Annotated in this window: 15 protein-coding genes and 2 tRNA genes; 5 read left to right on the top strand and 12 right to left on the bottom strand. The window is 49.2% G+C overall.

What is annotated here, in order from left to right; translation table 11 throughout:
- Window positions 1-145 precede the first annotated feature (145 nt).
- Genes FDX14_RS15995 through FDX14_RS15985 form a run of 3 tightly spaced genes read left to right on the top strand, consistent with a single transcriptional unit; the run spans window position 146 to window position 2,941 of the window.
- Window positions 146-1,201 (top strand): ABC transporter substrate-binding protein, encoded by a 1,056-nt coding sequence (locus FDX14_RS15995; protein ID WP_137349822.1) that lies wholly within the window; start codon window positions 146-148, stop codon window positions 1,199-1,201.
- Entirely contained in the window at window positions 1,188-2,192 is a 1,005-nt protein-coding gene (locus FDX14_RS15990) for a FecCD family ABC transporter permease (RefSeq protein ID WP_137349821.1), read from the top strand. Before FDX14_RS15995 ends, FDX14_RS15990 begins: the two co-directional genes overlap by 14 nt.
- Complete coding sequence (locus FDX14_RS15985; protein WP_137349820.1) at window positions 2,189-2,941, top strand: ABC transporter ATP-binding protein; 753 nt, start codon at window positions 2,189-2,191, stop codon at window positions 2,939-2,941. Before FDX14_RS15990 ends, FDX14_RS15985 begins: the two co-directional genes overlap by 4 nt.
- On the opposite strand, the gene FDX14_RS15980 is transcribed toward FDX14_RS15985, so the two are convergent.
- The 8 genes from FDX14_RS15980 to FDX14_RS15945 form a co-directional block, all read right to left on the bottom strand.
- Complete coding sequence (locus FDX14_RS15980) at window positions 2,928-3,650, bottom strand: substrate-binding domain-containing protein (RefSeq protein WP_042308694.1); 723 nt, start codon at window positions 3,648-3,650, stop codon at window positions 2,928-2,930. The two genes, FDX14_RS15985 and FDX14_RS15980, sit on opposite strands and share 14 nt — an antisense overlap.
- Before the next feature lie 4 nt (window positions 3,651-3,654).
- Window positions 3,655-5,262: an FAD-NAD(P)-binding protein gene (locus FDX14_RS15975; RefSeq protein WP_137349819.1), complete on the bottom strand. Its 1,608-nt coding sequence runs from the start codon at window positions 5,260-5,262 to the stop codon at window positions 3,655-3,657.
- Window positions 5,263-5,477: 215 nt separating this feature from the next.
- Window positions 5,478-5,554: transfer RNA gene (locus FDX14_RS15970), tRNA-Val, on the bottom strand.
- A gap of 4 nt (window positions 5,555-5,558) precedes the next feature.
- Window positions 5,559-5,635, bottom strand: a tRNA-Val gene (locus tag FDX14_RS15965).
- A 401-nt stretch (window positions 5,636-6,036) separates the two neighbouring features.
- Window positions 6,037-7,041 (bottom strand): tryptophan--tRNA ligase, encoded by a 1,005-nt coding sequence (trpS, locus tag FDX14_RS15960; RefSeq protein ID WP_061381415.1) that lies wholly within the window; start codon window positions 7,039-7,041, stop codon window positions 6,037-6,039.
- 218 nt (window positions 7,042-7,259) lie between these two features.
- Complete coding sequence (locus FDX14_RS15955) at window positions 7,260-9,044, bottom strand: diguanylate cyclase (protein ID WP_137349818.1); 1,785 nt, start codon at window positions 9,042-9,044, stop codon at window positions 7,260-7,262.
- Window positions 9,045-9,162: 118 nt separating this feature from the next.
- Window positions 9,163-10,272, bottom strand: coding sequence for an AI-2E family transporter (locus tag FDX14_RS15950; protein ID WP_042308685.1), 1,110 nt, complete (start codon window positions 10,270-10,272; stop codon window positions 9,163-9,165).
- Between the two features lie 149 nt (window positions 10,273-10,421).
- The gene (locus tag FDX14_RS15945; protein WP_042308683.1) at window positions 10,422-11,285 is read right to left on the bottom strand and encodes an AraC family transcriptional regulator; all 864 of its coding nucleotides are present in this window, start codon (window positions 11,283-11,285) and stop codon (window positions 10,422-10,424) included.
- Between the two features lie 285 nt (window positions 11,286-11,570).
- Between FDX14_RS15945 and FDX14_RS15940 the strand changes: the two genes are divergently transcribed.
- Window positions 11,571-12,848, top strand: coding sequence for an oligosaccharide MFS transporter (locus tag FDX14_RS15940; protein ID WP_061381414.1), 1,278 nt, complete (start codon window positions 11,571-11,573; stop codon window positions 12,846-12,848).
- A gap of 16 nt (window positions 12,849-12,864) precedes the next feature.
- Complete coding sequence (locus FDX14_RS15935; RefSeq protein ID WP_042308679.1) at window positions 12,865-14,067, top strand: glycoside hydrolase family 88 protein; 1,203 nt, start codon at window positions 12,865-12,867, stop codon at window positions 14,065-14,067.
- 88 nt (window positions 14,068-14,155) lie between these two features.
- Here FDX14_RS15935 and FDX14_RS15930 read toward each other — a convergent pair whose 3' ends face one another.
- From FDX14_RS15930 to FDX14_RS15915, 4 genes are all read right to left on the bottom strand, one after another.
- Complete coding sequence (locus FDX14_RS15930; RefSeq protein WP_061381413.1) at window positions 14,156-16,084, bottom strand: putative bifunctional diguanylate cyclase/phosphodiesterase; 1,929 nt, start codon at window positions 16,082-16,084, stop codon at window positions 14,156-14,158.
- Window positions 16,085-16,101: 17 nt separating this feature from the next.
- Window positions 16,102-16,596, bottom strand: a complete 495-nt coding sequence (locus tag FDX14_RS15925) for a putative pterin-binding protein (RefSeq protein WP_042308675.1) — start codon at window positions 16,594-16,596, stop codon at window positions 16,102-16,104.
- 403 nt (window positions 16,597-16,999) lie between these two features.
- Window positions 17,000-17,641 carry a helix-turn-helix transcriptional regulator gene (locus FDX14_RS15920; RefSeq protein ID WP_137349817.1) on the bottom strand — a complete coding sequence of 214 codons (642 nt, stop codon included), beginning with the start codon at window positions 17,639-17,641 and terminating at the stop codon, window positions 17,000-17,002.
- A gap of 124 nt (window positions 17,642-17,765) precedes the next feature.
- Window positions 17,766-18,734 carry a threo-3-hydroxy-L-aspartate ammonia-lyase gene (locus FDX14_RS15915; RefSeq protein WP_042308671.1) on the bottom strand — a complete coding sequence of 323 codons (969 nt, stop codon included), beginning with the start codon at window positions 18,732-18,734 and terminating at the stop codon, window positions 17,766-17,768.
- Window positions 18,735-18,738 lie beyond the last annotated feature (4 nt).

The following is an 18,738-nucleotide window of genomic DNA, read 5'->3' as shown; positions in this document are numbered from 1 at the left end:
GTGGTCATTGCCGTCGGCTTTATTTTTGCCCACAAAAATTGATCTTCCTCGTGTGCAGCGCGGTAATTATCGGTAATGGGTTGCCAGTTATATCGTTATATAATTTAATATATATCGTTTTTATTCCTCATCCAGATGGTACCCCATGTTAACTCTCCGTTCTTTTGTGCTGGTTTGCGCCAGCTTCCTGGTGGCGTTCTCCGCGCAGGCCGAGCGTACGATTACCGATCAGCTTGGTCGTCAGATCACGATTCCAGACCATGTCGACAACGTGGTTGTGCTGCAACATCAGACGCTGAATATTCTGGTGCAACTCAACGCCCAGCAAGACATTGTTGGTGTCATGTCGAGCTGGAAAAAACAGCTCGGGCCTGAATTCGCGCGTTTTATGCCAAAGATAACGACATTGCCGACGCCGGGCGATCTCACCAGCGTGAATATCGAGAGCCTGCTGGCGATTCACCCACAGGTCGTCTTTGTTGCCAACTATGCGCCTGCGGAGATGATTCAGCAGATTCAGAACGCCGGTATTCCGGTGGTCGCTATCTCATTGCGTCAGGATGCTGATGGTCAGCAGAATAAAATGAATCCGACTATGGCCGATGAAGAGCAGGTCTACAACGAAGGGTTAAAACAGGGGATTCGCCTGATTGCGGATGTTGTGGGGCGCAAAGCGCAGGCAGAGACGTTGATCGATTACGTTTTTGCGGCGCGGGCAAAGTTCAACGCGCCAGTTGCCAACATTCCTGATGCGCAAAAGGTGCGTATTTATATGGCTAACCCCGACCTGATGACTTACGGCTCCGGGAAGTATACGGGACTGATGATGCAGCATGCGGGAGGATTAAACGTGGCGGCGGCCAGTGTGAAAGGCGCCCGTCAGGTCGCGCTTGAGCAGGTATTGGCGTGGAATCCGCAGGTGATTTTTGTTCAGGACCGTTACCCGCAGGTGGTGACGGAGATCCAAAACGATCCCAACTGGCAGGGAATCGATGCGGTGAAAAATCATCGTATCTGGCTGATGCCGGAATACGCCAAAGCCTGGGGGTATCCGATGCCGGAAGCATTGGCGATAGGTGAACTGTGGATGGCCAAAAAACTGTATCCGGACGCCTATAAAGACGTGGATGTCGATGCGCAGGCGCAAGACTACTATCAGCGTTTTTATCGTGTGAACTGGCAGTCTGATGCAGCTAATTAACCGCATTTTCCCCCAGCAGCCACTGCTAATGGCGGCGGTTTTATTACTGGGCGTCAGCTCACTGTGCCTCGGGCAATATCCGCTGTCGTTAAGCGAGGTATTTTACCATCTGACGCACTATAGCGATGCCGAAGGGATTGCCAGCCAGATTGTCTGGACGGTGCGGTTACCACGAATTCTGATCGCGTTGCTGGCGGGGGGCGCGTTGGGTTTATGCGGTGCGACGCTGCAAGGGGTATTTCATAATCCACTGGTCGATCCGCATATTATCGGCGTAACGTCGGGGGCTGCTTTTGGCGGTACGCTGGCGATTCTGCTCGGTCTGTCGCCGTGGCTGATGATGGGTTCAACGTTTTTCTTCGGTCTGACGGCGCTGATTCTGGTGTATGCCATCGCTACATTGCAGGGGCTGGAGAATACGCTGGTGCTGATCCTGTCGGGTATTATTCTAAGCGGTTTCTTTGCCGCACTGGTGAGTCTGATTCAGTATCAGGCGGATACCGAAGAGACGTTACCGAACATTGTGTTCTGGCTGCTGGGTAGTTTTGCGACGGCCAACTGGCATAAAGTTCTGCTGTTGGCGATTCCGGTGGGTATCGCCGCGACGGTTTTGTATCAGTTACGCTGGCGGATAAATCTGCTATCGCTGAATGACAAAGATGCCAGAGCGCTGGGCGTGGCGGTGGTTCCTCTGCGACGCAGCGTTCTGGTGTGCTGCGCTTTTTTAGTCGCCGCTCAGGTGGCGGTCAGCGGCAGTATTGCCTGGGTCGGGCTGGTTATCCCGCATCTGGCACGTTTGCTGGTGGGGGTCGATCATCGTCGGTTGCTCCCTTGTGCCTTCTGGCTGGGGGGCGGTTTTATGATTGTGGTGGATGATATTGCGCGCACCCTGCTGCCTGCGGAGATCCCGCTGGGGATCATCACTGCATTATTTGGTGCGCCGCTGTTCGCTTTTTTACTCATCCACACCACCCGTCGGAGGAAACAATGAAATCTGTCGCACTGCGCGTAAATCAGCTGACTTACGGGCATCGTGTACCGCTATTTGAGCCGCTCACATTCAGTTGCCGGAAAGGTGAGATCTGGGCGGTGCTGGGACGTAACGGTCTGGGTAAAACTACGCTGCTCGATACGCTAGCCGGCACGTTGCCTACTTTGGACGGCAGTATTGAAAATGACGGTGGAATTGGGATTGTGGCGCAACATTGTCATCTGCCGTTTCCCTATACGGTTAGCGATGTGGTGCTGATGGGGCGGGCACAGCACGTGAAGTTATTTGCGCAGCCCAGCCAGCAGGATCAAAAAAGGGCAGCGCAGGCGCTGGAGCAACTTAATATCGCACATCTTGGCGCCTGCTCGTTTGGTTCACTTTCTGGCGGGCAACAACAGTTAGTGATGATAGCCCGGGCATTGGTCACGGAATGTCAGACGTTATTGCTTGATGAACCGTGTTCCGCGCTGGATCTCGCTAATCAGCAGGTGGTGCTGCAGCTCATCAGCGATCTGGCTCGCCAACAAGGCTGCAGCGTGCTGTTTTCAACCCACGATCCGCAGCATGCGCTACAGATAGCCACGCATACGCTGCTGCTGCTTCCTGAAGGAAAATGGCGGGCAGGGCCGACGGACAGCATCGTGACGGAAGATAATCTGTCCCAGGCCTACGGATTACCGCTGCGAAAAGTGAACGTTGACCATTACCAGACGCCGTTTATTGCGCCGCTGTTTTCTATTCGTCGGTAAGTGATACAAAACCAGCGGCGATCAGAAATTCCTGGCCGCCGTTGCCGAGTATAAACTCAACCAGCGCCAGCGCATCTTTGGACGTTTCCAGCACCGCCAGCTGGTATTCACATTGAATGTTATATTCAGCCGGAATCGCTATATAACGAACGTCGGGGAGTGCGCGGAGCGTTTTTGCATAATGCGCGTAGCCGATAAACAGATCGGCCAGTCCCTGACGCAGGACCCAGGCGCTGGCAAGTTCTCCCTGCGGGATCCTCACGGTGTCGCGACCACCAACCAGGGGAATGGCCCTTTCGCGCAACTGCTGCCCGAGGCCCGTCTCCAGCGCATCCAGCTTGTCAAAAAATGCCCAGGTATAATCTCCGGAAGGATCACAGCCGGGCGTAGAGGTACCAATGCGCAGGGCAGGGTTTCGTAGCAAATCCAGCCATTCACCGGTCCGGGTGGTAACCAGACCCAGCTGGTTCCAGCAAAAGGTATGCGTCGAGAGGGCTATATGCTCAGCCAGAAGGCGCTGCGGATGCTCCCGATTGGCCGAAGCAAACAGCGCACAGGGTTCACCTGCCTCAATCCGCTCACGCAATAAACCGGCTGGACCATATTCCACCTTTACATCTGTTCCACTGATGCGCGTGAAATGGGTTATCAACGGAGTCAGTGCCGGGCGTAAACTGCCGGCAGCAAGTAGAGTGATGGAAGAAGACATCGCGTCAAGCCTCGTAATAGGGTAAGCGTCGACGAAGACGCGTGGCTGGCCGGGAAATGGCTTGCGCGACGCACTGCCCAATTTCTGCGCAGGCAGTAAGCCCTTGCACGAAAGGTTGATCGTGCATCAGCCAGGGAAGTGCGGCGAGCGCAATGCGTCCCCGGACGATATCAGGCGCCTGTAACGTATAGTCATCGCCGACATCCGGTATTTCCTCACTCGTGGACTGCAGTTGATCCCGTAGCGATGGAAATGGCAGATCTTTAATTTTTAACGCTTTCTGGCCTCTGGCATCGATAAAAACGTCAAACTCATAGGTTTCGCCCTGAGCGCGTATTACCGTCATTTTTTCTTTTTGCTCTAACTGATAATCCTGACCGAGCGCGCGAATATTCAGGATCCCGGCCTCACGCAGTGCCAGTAATCTACGGATCGATTGTGAAGGAATGGCTGCATAGTTATCGATAAAGACGCGAGCAAGTCCATTGTCAAACCGCTCTCTGTCTTTCTCATCCAGCCACGGAACAATTTCCTGTACGGCCTCATGCAGTCGCAGAATAGCGTAACGCCAGGCAACCGTATGTTTGTCACGTTTATTGCGTTCGACCTCTTCAAGATTGGCTGCAGCCCAGCGAAACGGATCGTGCTTTTTACGGGCAGCGAACCAGACATCCGTAAAGCTGTCGGCGTTCAGGGAAGAAAGGGCGACTTCTTTGCTCCAGATAGGGTCAGCCAGCTCAATTTCTTTGGCTATGAGCATAAAGATCCTGTCCAGCAGCCCAGCAGGACCATCTGCAATACACTGTTCCAGAGCCTCAGTAGTCACAATGGAGAGTGGTTCGTAGGGGAGAGGGCAGTAAAAATCGGCTTCCGGTAGAATGCCAGAACGGGACATGAGGAGAATGTTGAGATCCTGACTGCCTTCATTTCTTTCGAAATGAACACCTTGCGCATCATCTAATACAAACCTACCGTGTTGTACTACGACAGCCATAGCCGCATCGATAGCGCTCAGCGATGTACCCAAAATTCCTACATTACATGCCGGGATTTTGGCCTCCATTAGTCCAGTCCACGGACTCGGGAAGAAGGTACGTGACGCGCTTTGTGCGTCAGGCCAGACGTGACCCGTGGCGATGACAGCAAGATCAAAATGCTCCGGGTCGTTATGATCGCTGCAAATAACAACGCCATCCGTTGTGGCTTTGACATCCTTGACCTGACAGGACTCGTGTACGGTGACGTTAAACCCCTGTTTGTCCGCAAGGTCTACAAGGCGTAAAAACTGGTCACGAAAATATTCACCAAGCAGAATTCGCGGCAGAAATTGTCGCTCATGCAGTGAGTCGTGTTTCACGCCATAACGGGCTAAATGTTCAACGCTCTGTTGGCGTAACCAGTCGAGATAAGAAGAGGTAATAGGGGGAATTTCAATACTGGCGATATTTGCCAGCATCAATCGCGAGTTTTCTTCATCGCTATAGGGCATGCCAACCCCAGCTTCATTTGATTGTTCGTAGAGACTAATTGAAAGCGGGGTTTGATGCTTTAGGAGCGCGAGTAACGTATAGATTCCTGTCGGTCCCGTACCGACGATAGCGATCTTGTTCATCTTATCCACCTGATATTATTTTTATGCCCTGTGATCGATGTTCTGTGTCGGCATTGTGCCAAAAACAAGCGAAGCAGGATAAGTGTGGTCGATAACAGCGCTGGAGACAAACGGGATAGACAGTAAGAATTTCGAAGTCGTTCAGGACGGCAACAAAAATTGGGGGATATTATCGAGAATAGAATGAGGAGAAAAGCACCACATCAAAGATGATATGGTGCGTCCGAGTGGACTCGAACCACCGACCCCCACCATGTCAAGGTGGTGCTCTAACCAACTGAGCTACGGACGCAATATGGTGCGTTCAATTGGACTCGAACCAACGACCCCCACCATGTCAAGGTGGTGCTCTAACCAACTGAGCTATGAACGCAACGTTGTAGGTGACAACGGGGACGAATATTAGCGGCACAGACCGAATGAGGCAAGAGGGAAATAGCATTTTTCTTCCCGATCTCACGCGTTTGCAGAGTAATTAAGCAAGTTGATTATATTTTGTTGATTTTGCAGCGTGTTTTTTACTCAGGGGGCGATGGACTGGGCATTAGTGGTTAACTGATATCCGAAAAGCTGATAGTGAAAAAAAAGCCTGCATGGGCACGGACCCAGGCAGGCGTAAAGAAGAGAATTCGAACTTTTTATAATGAGGCGTAATAGTAAGATAGTTACATCTCACTCTCTTAGTAGCGGTTATGCCATTGAAAAACTTAAGCGTAACCACATTTTTTAAGTTTAGCGGGAGTTATCAGTAATCCTGTATTTTTCTATTCGTATTCAGAACACCGGTAAACCCAGGCCTTGTTTCACTTCTCTTAATGTCTGCTGTGTGATTTCGTGCGCCTGTTGACTCCCTTTTTTCAGCATCGCCATCAGCATGCCTTTATCCTGAATGTAAGTTGCCCGACGCTCACGCATCGGCGCGATGAGTTCTTGCAAGCACATCTCCAGCTCATTTTTGCATGTCCTGTCACCTAATCCGCCGCGCTGATAATGCGCTTTCATCTCCGCCACTTTGATTTTATCTGGGTGAAATGCGTCGAGGTAGGTGAATACGATATTGCCGTCAATTTGCCCCGGATCGGACACTTTCAAGTGGTTAGGGTCGGTGAACATTGCGCTGACGGCGCGATGAATAGTTTCCTCGCTGGCGGACAACAGAATTGTATTACCAAGGGACTTCGACATCTTGGCGTTACCGTCGATACCGGGCAGACGACTGGTTTCACTCAGCAACGCTTTGCAATGCGACAATACTGGGGCAGGTAACAGGCTATTCATCTTATGCACGATTTCATTGGTCTGTTCGATCATTGGCAGTTGATCGTCGCCGACCGGAACCACTTCAGCTTTGAAGGCTGAAATATCTGCCGCCTGACTGATGGGATAAACCAGAAAACCAACCGGTAACGAGCGTGCGAATCCTTTCTGCGCAATTTCGTTTTTGACCGTAGGATTACGCTCCACGCGCGCCACAGTAACGATGTTCATATAAAGCGCGGTCAGTTCGGCAAGGGCGGGCAAGGCCGATTGCAAACAGATGGTGGTGAGTGAAGGGTCTATACCCGCGGCGAGATAGTCAGCCAGCACTTCGGGAATGTTGTTTTGGATCTTTTGTGGTGTACTGCCGTTATCGGTCAGTCCTTGCAGGTCTGCGACTAATATAAACTGCCGATAATCGTGTTGCAGCGTGGCGCGTTGGCGCAACGAGCCAACATAGTGGCCGAGGTGCAGCGGACCAGTAGGACGATCGCCTGTGAGGATGATGGTTTTGTTGCTCATATAAGACTCCTTAAGCGTAAAACCGAAAGGGGTCTTCAAATGCAAATAACCGCCTTTCGGCGGTTATTTGAAATGGGGAAAACACATTCTGACCGCCTTTAAGAAGGCTGCCACCACAGGTTATGAGTAAAACCGTTGATATCGTGTTTGGTGTTCATGCTGTCAACTTACCACTACCTGAAGTGGAGGTAAAGCAATGCGCCGACAGCTGACATAATTCAGCTTGCTTCCAGCATGCCAAAGCTCACAATGCGTGAACGCCCCAGTTCTTTTGCGCGATACAGCGCTACGTCTGCGGCACGCAGTAGATTATCGCTCTGGGCATGCTGCGGGTAGCTGGCAACACCGATAGAGACATCCACATGACCAATATCGGATACGCCAAAGCGCAGTGACAATTCGCGTACACCGTTGTAAATGTCCGTCGCAAAGCTATTGGCCGTCTGTTCATCTGCACCTGCCAGCAGTACGAGAAACTCTTCCCCCCCGTAACGGAAAGCCATGCCGCTGTCGTGGACGACGCGCTGAATAATGGCAGCGATACTTTTTATCACACTATCGCCTGCCTCATGGCCAAAGCGGTCATTGATGTTTTTGAAATGGTCGATATCGATCATCAGGCAACTGATCGGTTCTTTGGTACGAACTGCCTGGCTCATCTGGGTACGGAGAGTATCTTCAAGATTATGACGATTGCGCAGACCGGTTAGTGGGTCGTACAGCGCTTTCTCCAGCAGCGCATCGCGCAAGCGTTGGTTGGCTAATGCCAGGCCGAGTGCTTCCGCCATCAGCTCAAGGTATGCGCGAGATGAGGTGGAATCCTCGCTGAGATTCTGGAATGAGAGCAGGCCGATGGCTTCCCCCTGGGCAATCAGCGGAACGCATAAGGTATGCCGCTGGCACGACTCTGGCAGATGGTAGCAGGCGATATCCGGTTCGCCTTGTACCGGTGGATGGCTCTGGCCGCGGCGTACTGCCCAGCATTCGTCCGGGTGGAACGCATCGGCTTTGCCCTCTGGTGAGAGCCACTGCGCAACGCAGCGCATTTGCCAGGGTTCCCGATCCAGTATGTACAGTCGGCCGGCAATACCTGGGGCTATATTTGGCGCGAAAAGTTCTGCCACATTAATGACATCGGCAAAACTCTCGCACCCCTGCAGACGCTGCGTCATACGCGCCAACAGCTCACGGATCCCCCAGTCGGCGTCTCTCTCTTTCTCCAGCCGCTGACGGGCCAGGCCGTTCTCGCGAAAAATCCGGATCGCCTGGGCCATATCGCCAATTTCATCGATCTGGTTAAAGCTGGGGGTCTCGACAGCATAATCTTGCGATGCCAGACGGTTTACTACATCGCTCAAACGCACCACCGGGCGCAGCACGCGGCGCTTCAATATAAATCCAAGAACGAACAAAAACAGCAGCGCCGTAAGACCGACCATCACTTCAGAGGCTGTGCGTAGTGTACGTGACGCCTGAGTGGCATCTTCAATGGCATTGAGTACACGATTGTCGAGCAACTGGCGGAAATGGTCGATCCGGTCCTGTGCCTGCTCCAGTTCCTGTTCATAGGTTTTGCTGAAGAGCAGGGCAATAGCTTGTGTGTGTTCTCCCCGCGCGACGCTGGCCAGCGCCGCAGCTTGTTCGTCCTGCAGGGCATCAACAATCTGCAATCCTTCATGCAATAGCGCCAGCTCTTCACCTGTAGCTCCGGCAGCTTTCAACGCCGCCAGGCGATGCTCAACGGCTTTCAGTGACGCCTCTTTCTGGCGATAGTTGTTCAAAGCGTCCGGGTCTTTACTGACCACGTAGAGACGCGCCATATCGGACAGCGACCAGGCGTCGAGCTCCACTTCTTCGGTCAGTTGATCAAATTTGTAACGTTGTTCCACCACCTGGCGTTCGGTGTTATCGGCGTTGGACGCCATCAGCATGACAACGCCGGAGGCGATGGTCAGGCATACCGTCGCGCTGTAGGCCCAGTTGGTGATTGTGGCTATTCGCACTGATGACATCCTTCTGCGACGATTAATCAATTAGCATGATTGAAATTATAGGAAACGTATGATTTTGCGTGAAAATAAAAAAGGCGGCCCAGGGCCGCCTTCTGTTATCGTCCTGACATCATAAATCTGGAGGATTTTTTCCTTCTTCCATAAAGGCTTCGTCGATTCCTTCCACGTTACCTGCATGATCGCGCCCGGAAAACAGGTTCCAGCAGGTAATGAATAGCGCGGCGATCAGGGGGCCAATCACAAACCCATTGATACCGTAAATCTCCATCCCGCCGAGGGTGGTTATCAGAATCAGGTAGTCCGGCATTTTGGTGTCTTTTCCTACCAAAAGCGGGCGCAGGATGTTGTCTACCAGCCCGACGATAATCACGAAGAACCCGACGATAAACAGCCCTTGCCACAGTTGGTGCGTAGCGAAGAGGAATATGGCCGCGGGTACCCAGACGATCGCCGAGCCGACGGCAGGCACCAGAGACAGAAACGCCATTAATGCGCCCCACAGAACGCTGCCGTCGATATCCACAATCGCAAACGCGATGCCGCCAAGAATCCCCTGAACTAAAGCCACAACTGCTGTGCCCTTGACGGTTGCGCGCGTTACGCCGACAAATTTGGCGAACAAATGCTGTTTGGCAAAATCAGAAAGTGGTAATGAGTCCAGAATCTGGCGCACCAGATAAGGTCCATCTTTTAACAAGAAAAACAGCAGATACAGCATGATGCCAAAGCTGATGGCAAAGCCGAATGTCCCTTTACCGATCAGGAATGCGCTGCCCGCAAGGTACTGCCCGCCTTGCAACACAATGTCGGACAGCTTTTTCTGGATTTCTGCAACATTATCCAGATTGTGTTCTGCGAGGAATCCTCTCGCCCAGCCAGGAAGATACGAAAGAATAGTGGTGACGACTTCGGGAAACTGCGTGTCGTTTTGTTGCAGTTTGGTGTACACCACATTGAGTTCAATGGCCAGCGATGACAGGATCACCATAAGCGGGATAAAGACAATCAGACAGATAATGGCGATGGTTATTAACGATGCCAGCCCGTTGCGTTCGCCAAGTGCGCTGCGCAGCCTGTTTTTTACCGGGTTAAAGATAGTCGTTAATATCGCGGCCCACAAAATGGCGGAAAAGTAGGGGGACAGCACATCGAAGAACGCCCAGGTAACGAGGGCTAGTATGAAAATGAAGAAACCTTTGGTCAGTCCGTTAAATCGCATCGGTGAATCCTGTAATGAGAAGCAGTCCCGACTATAGAACCGTTCTGAGGATTTACCAACTTTTGCTGAAGATCTCTGCTTAATACCAGGCGGGTATGGACTCGGGTTTGATTAGACAGTGTCCGTCAATGCGATAAAAATGACGTTCTTTACGCCGTATCGTGGCCAGTGTCTTCATCGTATTGTTTGCGGTATTGCAAAGGAGATTGCCCCATCATTTTTCTAAAACAGGTAATGAAATAGGTCATTTCCGTAAAACCCACATGCTCGGCAATCTCCGTCACGTTCAGTGATGAGTAGCGCAATAAATCGCAGCTTTTTTTAATCCTGCGGGTGAGTATATATTCCTGGATCCCGCCACCGGTTTGTTGACGGAAAATTCGCGAGGTATAGCTGCGTGAAAAACCAATATCCGCAGCTAAATCATCGAGTGAAAATTTCTGCTGATAATGCTCTTCTATCCACTGCATAATGCGGGCCGCCACGGTCTGCTGTTGGTGCACTACACTCCGCGGTTGCAGGGGAAGAAAGTCCAGAAGTTGCATTACCAGAAAAGCAACATCACTGGCCGATTGATACCCGTTGCCCTTAAGTGATTCAAACCGATCGAGGATATAGGCAATATAGTCCGCATGTTCACTGAGATCGTGAATTTGTGCCGGAGCATGGGTGCCAGAGAGTGCTGCAAACTGAGCCTGGTGGCGGGGAAACATCTGCAAGGCACTGATTACTTCATTGTGCTCAATATGCATAGCCGTACGATAAGACGGATTGTTCGGTGCAACATCAACCTGCACCTTATGCAAGCGAAACGGTGGGAAAATAAAAAGTCTGCCCGGCTTTGCTGTATAGTGTTGTTTATCAACGACGACGATGCCGTACCCTTTTGAAATATATAAAAACTCAATGCATTGATGCCAATGGTAATAATGAACACTCGCGCCCATTGGACGCTGAAAGGAAATCACTTCATTCCCCATCGCAATTCTTTCAAGTTTTTGTGGCTCGTTCATTTTTTACCATGACAACAGAATTAAGTTTTGCTGCTATATATTAAAGATATTGCTGAATATCTGTCCGTAAATCCAATCAAACTTAAAAATCGAACTGTTTTTGTGAACATGCTCACGCTGCTGTAGGAAACAAAAAGACTAACCTCCGTCCGTCAGCACCTGGTTGTCGCCAGTAGTACTGAGTCTATAAATACTTCATAAGAGGTAGTGGATTATGATTGCAATTAAACCTTCGGTTTTTTTTATTTATACTTATCATTGTCGAGATAATGCTGGAGCCGAATCATGAACGCGATTGCCCCGACTCGTTTAGCGCAGCTCAAAATGAGCAGCTTTATTTTTCTCTATTTCTTTACCTGGTCATCCAGCTTCGGCTTATATGCATTATGGCTGAGTCAAAAAGTTGGTCTTGATAGCGTAACAATTGGTACAGTATTCGCGGTTAATGGTGTGTTTGCCGTGGTTATGAAACCAGTATATGGTTACATCATGGATAAAATAGGCATGAGCAAATGGCTTCTCTATTTTGTCTGCGCCACCTCGGCATTAATGGCACCGTTTTTTGTGGTTATTTACCAGCCTTTACTGCTGAGTCATACGATGCTCGGCATTATTATTGGTGCATTCTATTTAAGCCTGGGATGGTATGCGGGAGTGGCTGCCGCAGAATCCTATGCCGACCGTTTCAGTCGCCTTTACGGCCTGGAGTTTGGCCGTATCCGAATGTGGGGATCGCTCGGGTGGGCGCTGGCGGCTTCGGTTTCCGGCGTATTGTTCAACTACACGCCAACCGCCAACTTTATACTGAGCAGTACCACCTCCGTAGTCATGCTGCTGGTGTTGTTGAGCCTGAAGATTGGTGATGAGCAGCTACGAAATAACTCGGTTATCTCCGAAAATAAAATTGTCTTTGCCGATGTCATTGCGCTGATGCAAAACCGAAAATTCTGGATGTTTAGTCTGTATGTCGCAGGTGTCGCGTGGATGATGTTTGTAGCAGAACAGCAATTTCCCCGTTACTTTGTCTCTTTCTTTGCCACCAAAGAGCAGGGCAATGCCTGGTATGGTTACCTGGGGACGCTCCAGGCTGGTATTGAATTCCTGATGATGATGTTTATTCCCACGCTGGTTAACTATTATGGTGCCAAGAAGGGGTTGCTGCTGTGCGGGTTAGTTGTGGGGGGCCGTCTGATCCTTTCTGGTTTAACAGTCGACCCAATTATGATTTCAATTATTAAACCATTTTACGGTGTGGAAATAGCGTTACTGTTAATCTCTGTATTTAAATATATCGCTGAACATTTTCACAAACGCGTTAACGCCACCATGTATTTGTTGGGTTATCAGGCAATGGTATATGTTGGTTCTGTTGTCGTGGCGCCACCTGCTGGTTATTTATACGATAAAATAGGGTTTGCACATACCTTTTTAATTATGGGTGTCTGCGCACTGCTGTTTACGCTAATTTCCGCTTTCACGCTTTCTTGTAGCCATGCGGGAAAAAAGATATTAACACCGCGTGCTGATATATTGCGCTCTCAGACTATTAAAACTTCCAAATAGTAATAACAGGATAATTATGATTACTAATAAAACGGCTAATGTCGTTACTGAACCCTTGCGCGTGTCATACGCCGCCCCGGTTGATCGTCAGGCATTGAAAAAAGAGTTAGATAAAGCAATACCGTATATTTCGTCACGAATTGATCGAACGCTGTATGCGCTTGGCGATAAATTTCCCAATGAGGCCTGTGAAGGTGGGAAATGGCAACCCGCTGAAAATAACCAATGGACAAACAGTTTCTGGACAGGGCAGCTCTGGCTATTGTGGGAGATAACCGGCGATAGTAAATACCGTCAGGCTGCTGAGCGATTCATTACTTCTTTTGCTCATCGTCTGGTAAACCGTATTGAAACAGATACTCATGACCTCGGCTTTCTGTATTCATTGTCGTGTGTAAACGCGTGGCAACTGACCGGGAACGCAGCCGCACGCGATATCGCCTTGCATGCGGCTGAAATGATGATGCAACGCTATAACCCAACGGCAGGTATTATCCAGGCATGGGGAGACCTGACGGATCCGGAGCAGCAGGGACGAATGATTATCGACTGTAATATGAATCTACCGCTGCTCTACTGGGCAAGCGAACAGACGGGGAATCTGGTCTTTGCTGACGCGGCCTTATCTCATGCCATGCAGGCAGCGAAATATATCGTACGGCCCGATGCATCGACGTATCACACCTACTATATAGATGTTGTGACCGGTGAGCCGCGGTTTGGCAATACGCACCAGGGACACAGCGATAGCTCATGCTGGGCACGCGGTCAGGCGTGGGGGATTTACGGATTCATGCTTAGCTATCTGTATACGGGAAAATCTGAGTTCGTCAGCCTGACCCGCAGCCTGAGTCATTACTTTATCAACCGCCTGCCTGAGGACTCTATTTGTCACTGGGATCTGGCTTTGAATAACACTGGCGCCGTACGCGACAGTTCGGCTGCCGCTATCGCTGCCTGTGGTCTGCTGGAGCTAGCGAAAGCATTACCGGCGACAGATGCAGGTCGGATGCAGTATGAGGAAGTGGCTTTGCGGATTGTACAATCGCTGACGAAGCGCTATCTCTCTACGGATGAACCGGAATGTGAAGGGTTACTGATGCACTCGGTTTATCATATGCCAGCTGGTAAAGGCGTTGATGAATGTTGTTCCTGGGGAGACTATTTTTATCTTGAAGCGTTAATTCGCGTGCGCCAGTGCTGGACGTCTTATTGGTAGAGGCAATTATCACTAAGCGTATGAAATATTAAAAGTCGGGCAACAGTTTTGTTGCCCGACTTTAGCTGCCAGGGATATCCGCCGTGATTTAACCGTGTCTGATTTTCCCATCAATTCCCGGTTGAGGTTTACCAAACAGATATCCTTGTGCGAAATCGCAACCCAGTGCCTGAAGTTTTTCCAGTTGCTCTTGCGTTTCAACGCCTTCTGCAACAGCCTTCATATTAAGGGATTTCGCCATGCCAGTAATGAGTTTGATAATATTAAGGGCATCGTCCTGGGTAGATAGTGAATGTACAAAGGACTTATCTATTTTTATTTTATCGAAGGCCAGCCGGCTCAACCGCGAAAGAGAAGAATACCCGGTACCAAAATCATCGATGGAGATTTTTACCCCCAGAGCTCTGAGCTTGTTAAGTGTATTCATCGGCGTATTACTCTCAGTAAAAATAGAGGATTCAGTGACCTCCAGTTCAAGGCGTTGCGCGGGGAGTCCTGTTTCTTTCAGGATAGTTTGCACTATTCCGGCAAAGGCTTTGCTGCTTAGCTGGACAGGCGAGACATTGACTGAAATTTTGGCCGGAATCGCCCAGGACGCCGCTTCCGTACAGGCAATTTCTAGTACAGATTTCCCCATTTCGTTAATCATGCCTGTTTTTTCAGCAACAGGAATAAAGCTATCCGGCGACAGGAGACCCTTTAGAGGATGTATCCAACGAATGAGGGCTTCATAACTGTAAATTTCCCGGCTAAAAGAATCCACAATAGGCTGATAATAAACCACGAATTCTTTATTCACTATGGCCATCGCCATATCATGCTCAAGCGTTCTGCTTTCTTGCAGCTTTTCTAACATCCATTGCCGGAAGACTTTTATCTTGCCTGAACCTTCATTTTTGGCTTCATACAGGGCCAGATCTGCAAATTTATAAAGATAATCGGAGCGGCGCTCTGTTTCTGATATAACAATTCCAACACAGGTAGTTATGTTTATAATTGTGTTATAAATAGTGTAGGGCTGGCTGATAAAATCACATATCTTTTGGGCTCGCGAAACGGCCTGGCTCTCCGTCAGACCACTTGAGAGAAACGCAAACTCATCCCCACCTAAGCGATACAGCGTATCTGAAGTATGGCTCATCGAAATCAGACGGTCCGATATCTGGCGTAATAAAACATCACCGGCATCATGACCATAGGTATCATTAACCTCTTTGAATCGGTCCAAATCAAACAGCATCACTGTCACAGAATCGTTGTTTTTTTCTGCCATCTCGATTGTTTGATTTAAATTCCCCCAGAAAAATTGGCGGTTATTCATATCAGTAAGTGAATCATGGTAGACGTCATATTCCAGTTTTGCATTCTGGATTTGCAACTTTTCTTTAGATTTCTGCAGCTCTTCAGCAAGGCTCTTAACCTGAAGATGCGCTCGCAGAATATTTCTGTTCTGGAAGAATATCAGCACACCCAGTATCGCACTCAGTATGATCAGCAGAACAGATGTCGCCGAGTAAATATAGTACAGAGTTTGAATTTTAAGGTTGGCGTTATTGATCGAGTTTACATCTTTATTTAACGCACCGGATGAAAGGCGGCCAAGTTGCGAATCCAGCGTATGCATTTTTTTCAGGTATGTCTGAAGTTCTGAACGGTCCATTTTCTCGAGGTTAACATCCAGATAGTTAAGGATGTTTTCAAGTTTGATCGCCAATTCACTGTGCGCTTGATTGCTCTCTATATAGTGCCCCAAATCACCTTCTTTTATCAAATCACTCTGGCTAAGCATAATATCGAGGCGCAGGCGCACCTCGTCGAGGTTCATCGTTTTATCGATAGTATAAAGACCAAGCAATGATTCGAATCGGTAATATTGTGATACCATTTGTGCAGCGGACCATGAATCGGTGTAGTGAGTCAGTTTCTGTAACTCTTGCTGTCTTTCATGGACTAAGAAAGAAATATACCCAGTAGATATAAAAAGAAAAAATATGATGCCAGCCAGTATTCTGTTCATGATGTTCCTCTGAACGCTTACTCAATATCCATTCTACTGACCTGCCAGGCTGATCTTGAGTAATAAATCTGATTATTTAGTTCAGGTATGCTGTCATAGGGATACACAATGAATAACGGGCCTTTATCTCGAATTCGCATGTATTTTCCGTTGATTTTTAAAGCAAGAATGACATTGTACTTCTTGAAATCATCGAGAGGGATAACGGTGGTGTAGTCATTGAGTGCAGTAACTTTTACAACCGAGCCTTTCGCCCCAACAAAATCCATGAGCTTTTGTAGTGGAATACCCGTAAAAGTCGTGCGTCCATTATACCAAGGGGAGGTGGTCTGAAAACTTACCATGCCCAGTTTCTCGAGGCTGGCGGTATCAAAAGTGGCTTTCCCGTCTTCATTTGTATTTTCTATATTACCGGACACTGTTAGAAGGACCTGGCCCGTAGGTTTGGAAAGTTCACCTGCCCAGAGCTGTGTAGAGACGACTAAGCTTAACAACATGACTAATAACCGCATTCTGGCCTCACCTGACTACTGGATGTAAAAAGATTATAATTTAGATATTATGCTATTTATATATACTGTATGGATATTATTTTACGGTACGGTTATTTATTTTTTCATTCAATGAAATCAGTGGGTTAGCGTGGTGGTGTTTTATGCTTTGATTAAGTAAGATCGATGTCGTCATTTAAAGTACCGCTAAAATTTACCCCGTCAGTTTAAAAATAAGCTATCTATTCAGTCAGCGCAAATAAATACCTACGAATGCCAAGGTTTATTTTTATGCAGTCATAAGGTGCCGTTTTTTCGTTGGATGATAATTCCTGGCAGCAAAGCAGCCCTCTGCATATGGGCGTGCTTCGTTCCAGTAATCATTGACCGGCAAGTTGTGGCAGGTATGCCTGCCTGAATCAGCTTATTCGTGCATCTGTGTTGACTGGCGGGCATACAGGTAAGCGGTGGCTCGCGATACGCCTAAATGCTGCGCCACGGTATCCATTGATTTTCGTACGTTCAGTAGGCCTTCTTTACGGAGTTGTTGAATCAATAACTTACGGTCTTCAGGTTTGAGTGCGCGCGCCGTGGTCGCGCGTTTGGCGGCAAAGTCATCGATACGTTGGCGAATAACTTCGTTACTACCGGGATCGATATGCTCCTTTATGGGGGAGTTTTCGGTTTCAGTAAATCGCGCAAGCGCGCTCTGCATACCGCGAAACAACGTCATATCAACATTAAGGCACAGTGCCGCGACGTATTTACCGTCCTCACCCTTGATGCCAATGGAGGTGCTTTTTACCGGACGTCCATCAGCAAATTGATTGCTGTAGTTAGCGATGATGTTGGGAAAGTCTGGCGATGCTATGCGTGCCAGACCCAGTTCTGTTGCTGGTTGGCCAGGTTTACGTCCGGAAAGATTATTATGGATGGACAAAATGGCATGTTCAGGTTTTTTGAGGTCATGAACAACCACTTCACAAAAGGGAGAAAAGGTTTCGCTTAACCCTCTGGCGATAGTATCAAGTTGGCTGAGAAGCGAGTTATTGTCGGTTTTTGGCATGCCAGTCTCCTGCAGTGATGCCTTTTGCCATGATTGCGAGCAGTTTACAGTGAGCGGGGATCGCTTTTCCAGACTGGAATAAACAGACAGGAATAAGGTATCTGCATGGCAGATACCTTGCTTATCATCCGGCCAGGAATGCACCATAGCGGCTGATGTCCACGTTTCCACCGCTGATAATAATGCCGATTCTCTTACCCTGGAGTTCAGATTTGCGTGCTCTGGCGGCGGCAAAACCCAGACAGCCAGTTGGCTCTACGACGATTTTCATTCGTTCTGCAATAAATTTCATCGCAGTGACTAATTCAGTGTCTGAGACAGTCAGAATATCGTTCACGTTTTGCTGAATAATCGCAAACGTATACTGCCCAAGGTGTTGAGTTTGCGCGCCATCGGCTATGGTTTTCGGTGTATCAATATGAACAATGCTGCCGCTGCGAAAAGACTGCTGACCGTCATTGCCTGCCTCAGGTTCTACGCCATAGATCATACAGTCAGGGGAGAGATGTCTCGCTGCCAGCGCGGAACCGGATAGCAGACCGCCGCCACCCAGACATACGAAAAGGGCGTCTAACGGTCCCACTTCCTCAATCAACTCTTTCGTTGCGGTACCCTGGCCCGCAATAACGTGCGGATGATCGTAAGGAGGGATCAGCGTTAGCCCTTGTTTCTCAGCCAGATTCTGACCAATTTTTTCTCTGTCTTCAGTATAGCGATCGTAAATCACGACATTTCCGCCATACCCTTTGGTCGCGGCAACTTTGGCAGCCGGGGCATCATGCGGCATGATAATTGTCGCCGGGATTCCTAACAATTTTGCCGACAAGGCGATGGCTTGTGCATGATTTCCCGAAGAAAAGGTCACGACGCCCGCAGTCCGTTGTTGTGGCGTGAACTGGCGTAGCGCATTCATAGCGCCGCGAAATTTGAACGCGCCCATTCTCTGGAAGTTTTCGCATTTAAAGAAGACTTCAGCGCCAAATTCTTCATTAACCGTACGCGACGTCATCACCGGCGTTTTGTTGGCATAATCTGCGATGCGCTCTGCCGCAGCGACAATATCGTTATAATCAGGCAGTGTCATATCAGTCATTTTT

Origin of the sequence: Citrobacter sp. wls710, assembly GCF_005281115.1 — a bacterium.
Taxonomy (GTDB): Bacteria; Pseudomonadota; Gammaproteobacteria; order Enterobacterales; family Enterobacteriaceae; genus Citrobacter; species Citrobacter werkmanii.
Note: the sequence above shows the minus strand (reverse complement) of the source record. Positions and strands in the feature narration are given on the sequence as shown.

Bases quoted from the DNA above. Each gene is read 5' to 3' on its own strand.
- FDX14_RS15995 (WP_137349822.1), top strand. From the start codon at position 146: ATGTTAACTCTCCGTTCTTTTGTGCTGGTTTGCGCCAGCTTCCTGGTG.
- FDX14_RS15990 (WP_137349821.1), top strand. From the start codon at position 1,188: ATGCAGCTAATTAACCGCATTTTCCCCCAGCAGCCACTGCTAATGGCG.
- FDX14_RS15985 (WP_137349820.1), top strand. From the start codon at position 2,189: ATGAAATCTGTCGCACTGCGCGTAAATCAGCTGACTTACGGGCATCGT.
- FDX14_RS15980 (WP_042308694.1), bottom strand. From the start codon at position 3,650: ATGTCTTCTTCCATCACTCTACTTGCTGCCGGCAGTTTACGCCCGGCA.
- FDX14_RS15975 (WP_137349819.1), bottom strand. From the start codon at position 5,262: ATGAACAAGATCGCTATCGTCGGTACGGGACCGACAGGAATCTATACG.
- trpS (WP_061381415.1), bottom strand. From the start codon at position 7,041: ATGAGCAACAAAACCATCATCCTCACAGGCGATCGTCCTACTGGTCCG.
- FDX14_RS15950 (WP_042308685.1), bottom strand. From the start codon at position 10,272: ATGCGATTTAACGGACTGACCAAAGGTTTCTTCATTTTCATACTAGCC.
- FDX14_RS15945 (WP_042308683.1), bottom strand. From the start codon at position 11,285: ATGAACGAGCCACAAAAACTTGAAAGAATTGCGATGGGGAATGAAGTG.
- FDX14_RS15940 (WP_061381414.1), top strand. From the start codon at position 11,571: ATGAACGCGATTGCCCCGACTCGTTTAGCGCAGCTCAAAATGAGCAGC.
- FDX14_RS15935 (WP_042308679.1), top strand. From the start codon at position 12,865: ATGATTACTAATAAAACGGCTAATGTCGTTACTGAACCCTTGCGCGTG.
- FDX14_RS15930 (WP_061381413.1), bottom strand. From the start codon at position 16,084: ATGAACAGAATACTGGCTGGCATCATATTTTTTCTTTTTATATCTACT.
- FDX14_RS15925 (WP_042308675.1), bottom strand. From the start codon at position 16,596: ATGCGGTTATTAGTCATGTTGTTAAGCTTAGTCGTCTCTACACAGCTC.
- FDX14_RS15920 (WP_137349817.1), bottom strand. From the start codon at position 17,641: ATGCCAAAAACCGACAATAACTCGCTTCTCAGCCAACTTGATACTATC.
- FDX14_RS15915 (WP_042308671.1), bottom strand. From the start codon at position 18,734: ATGACTGATATGACACTGCCTGATTATAACGATATTGTCGCTGCGGCA.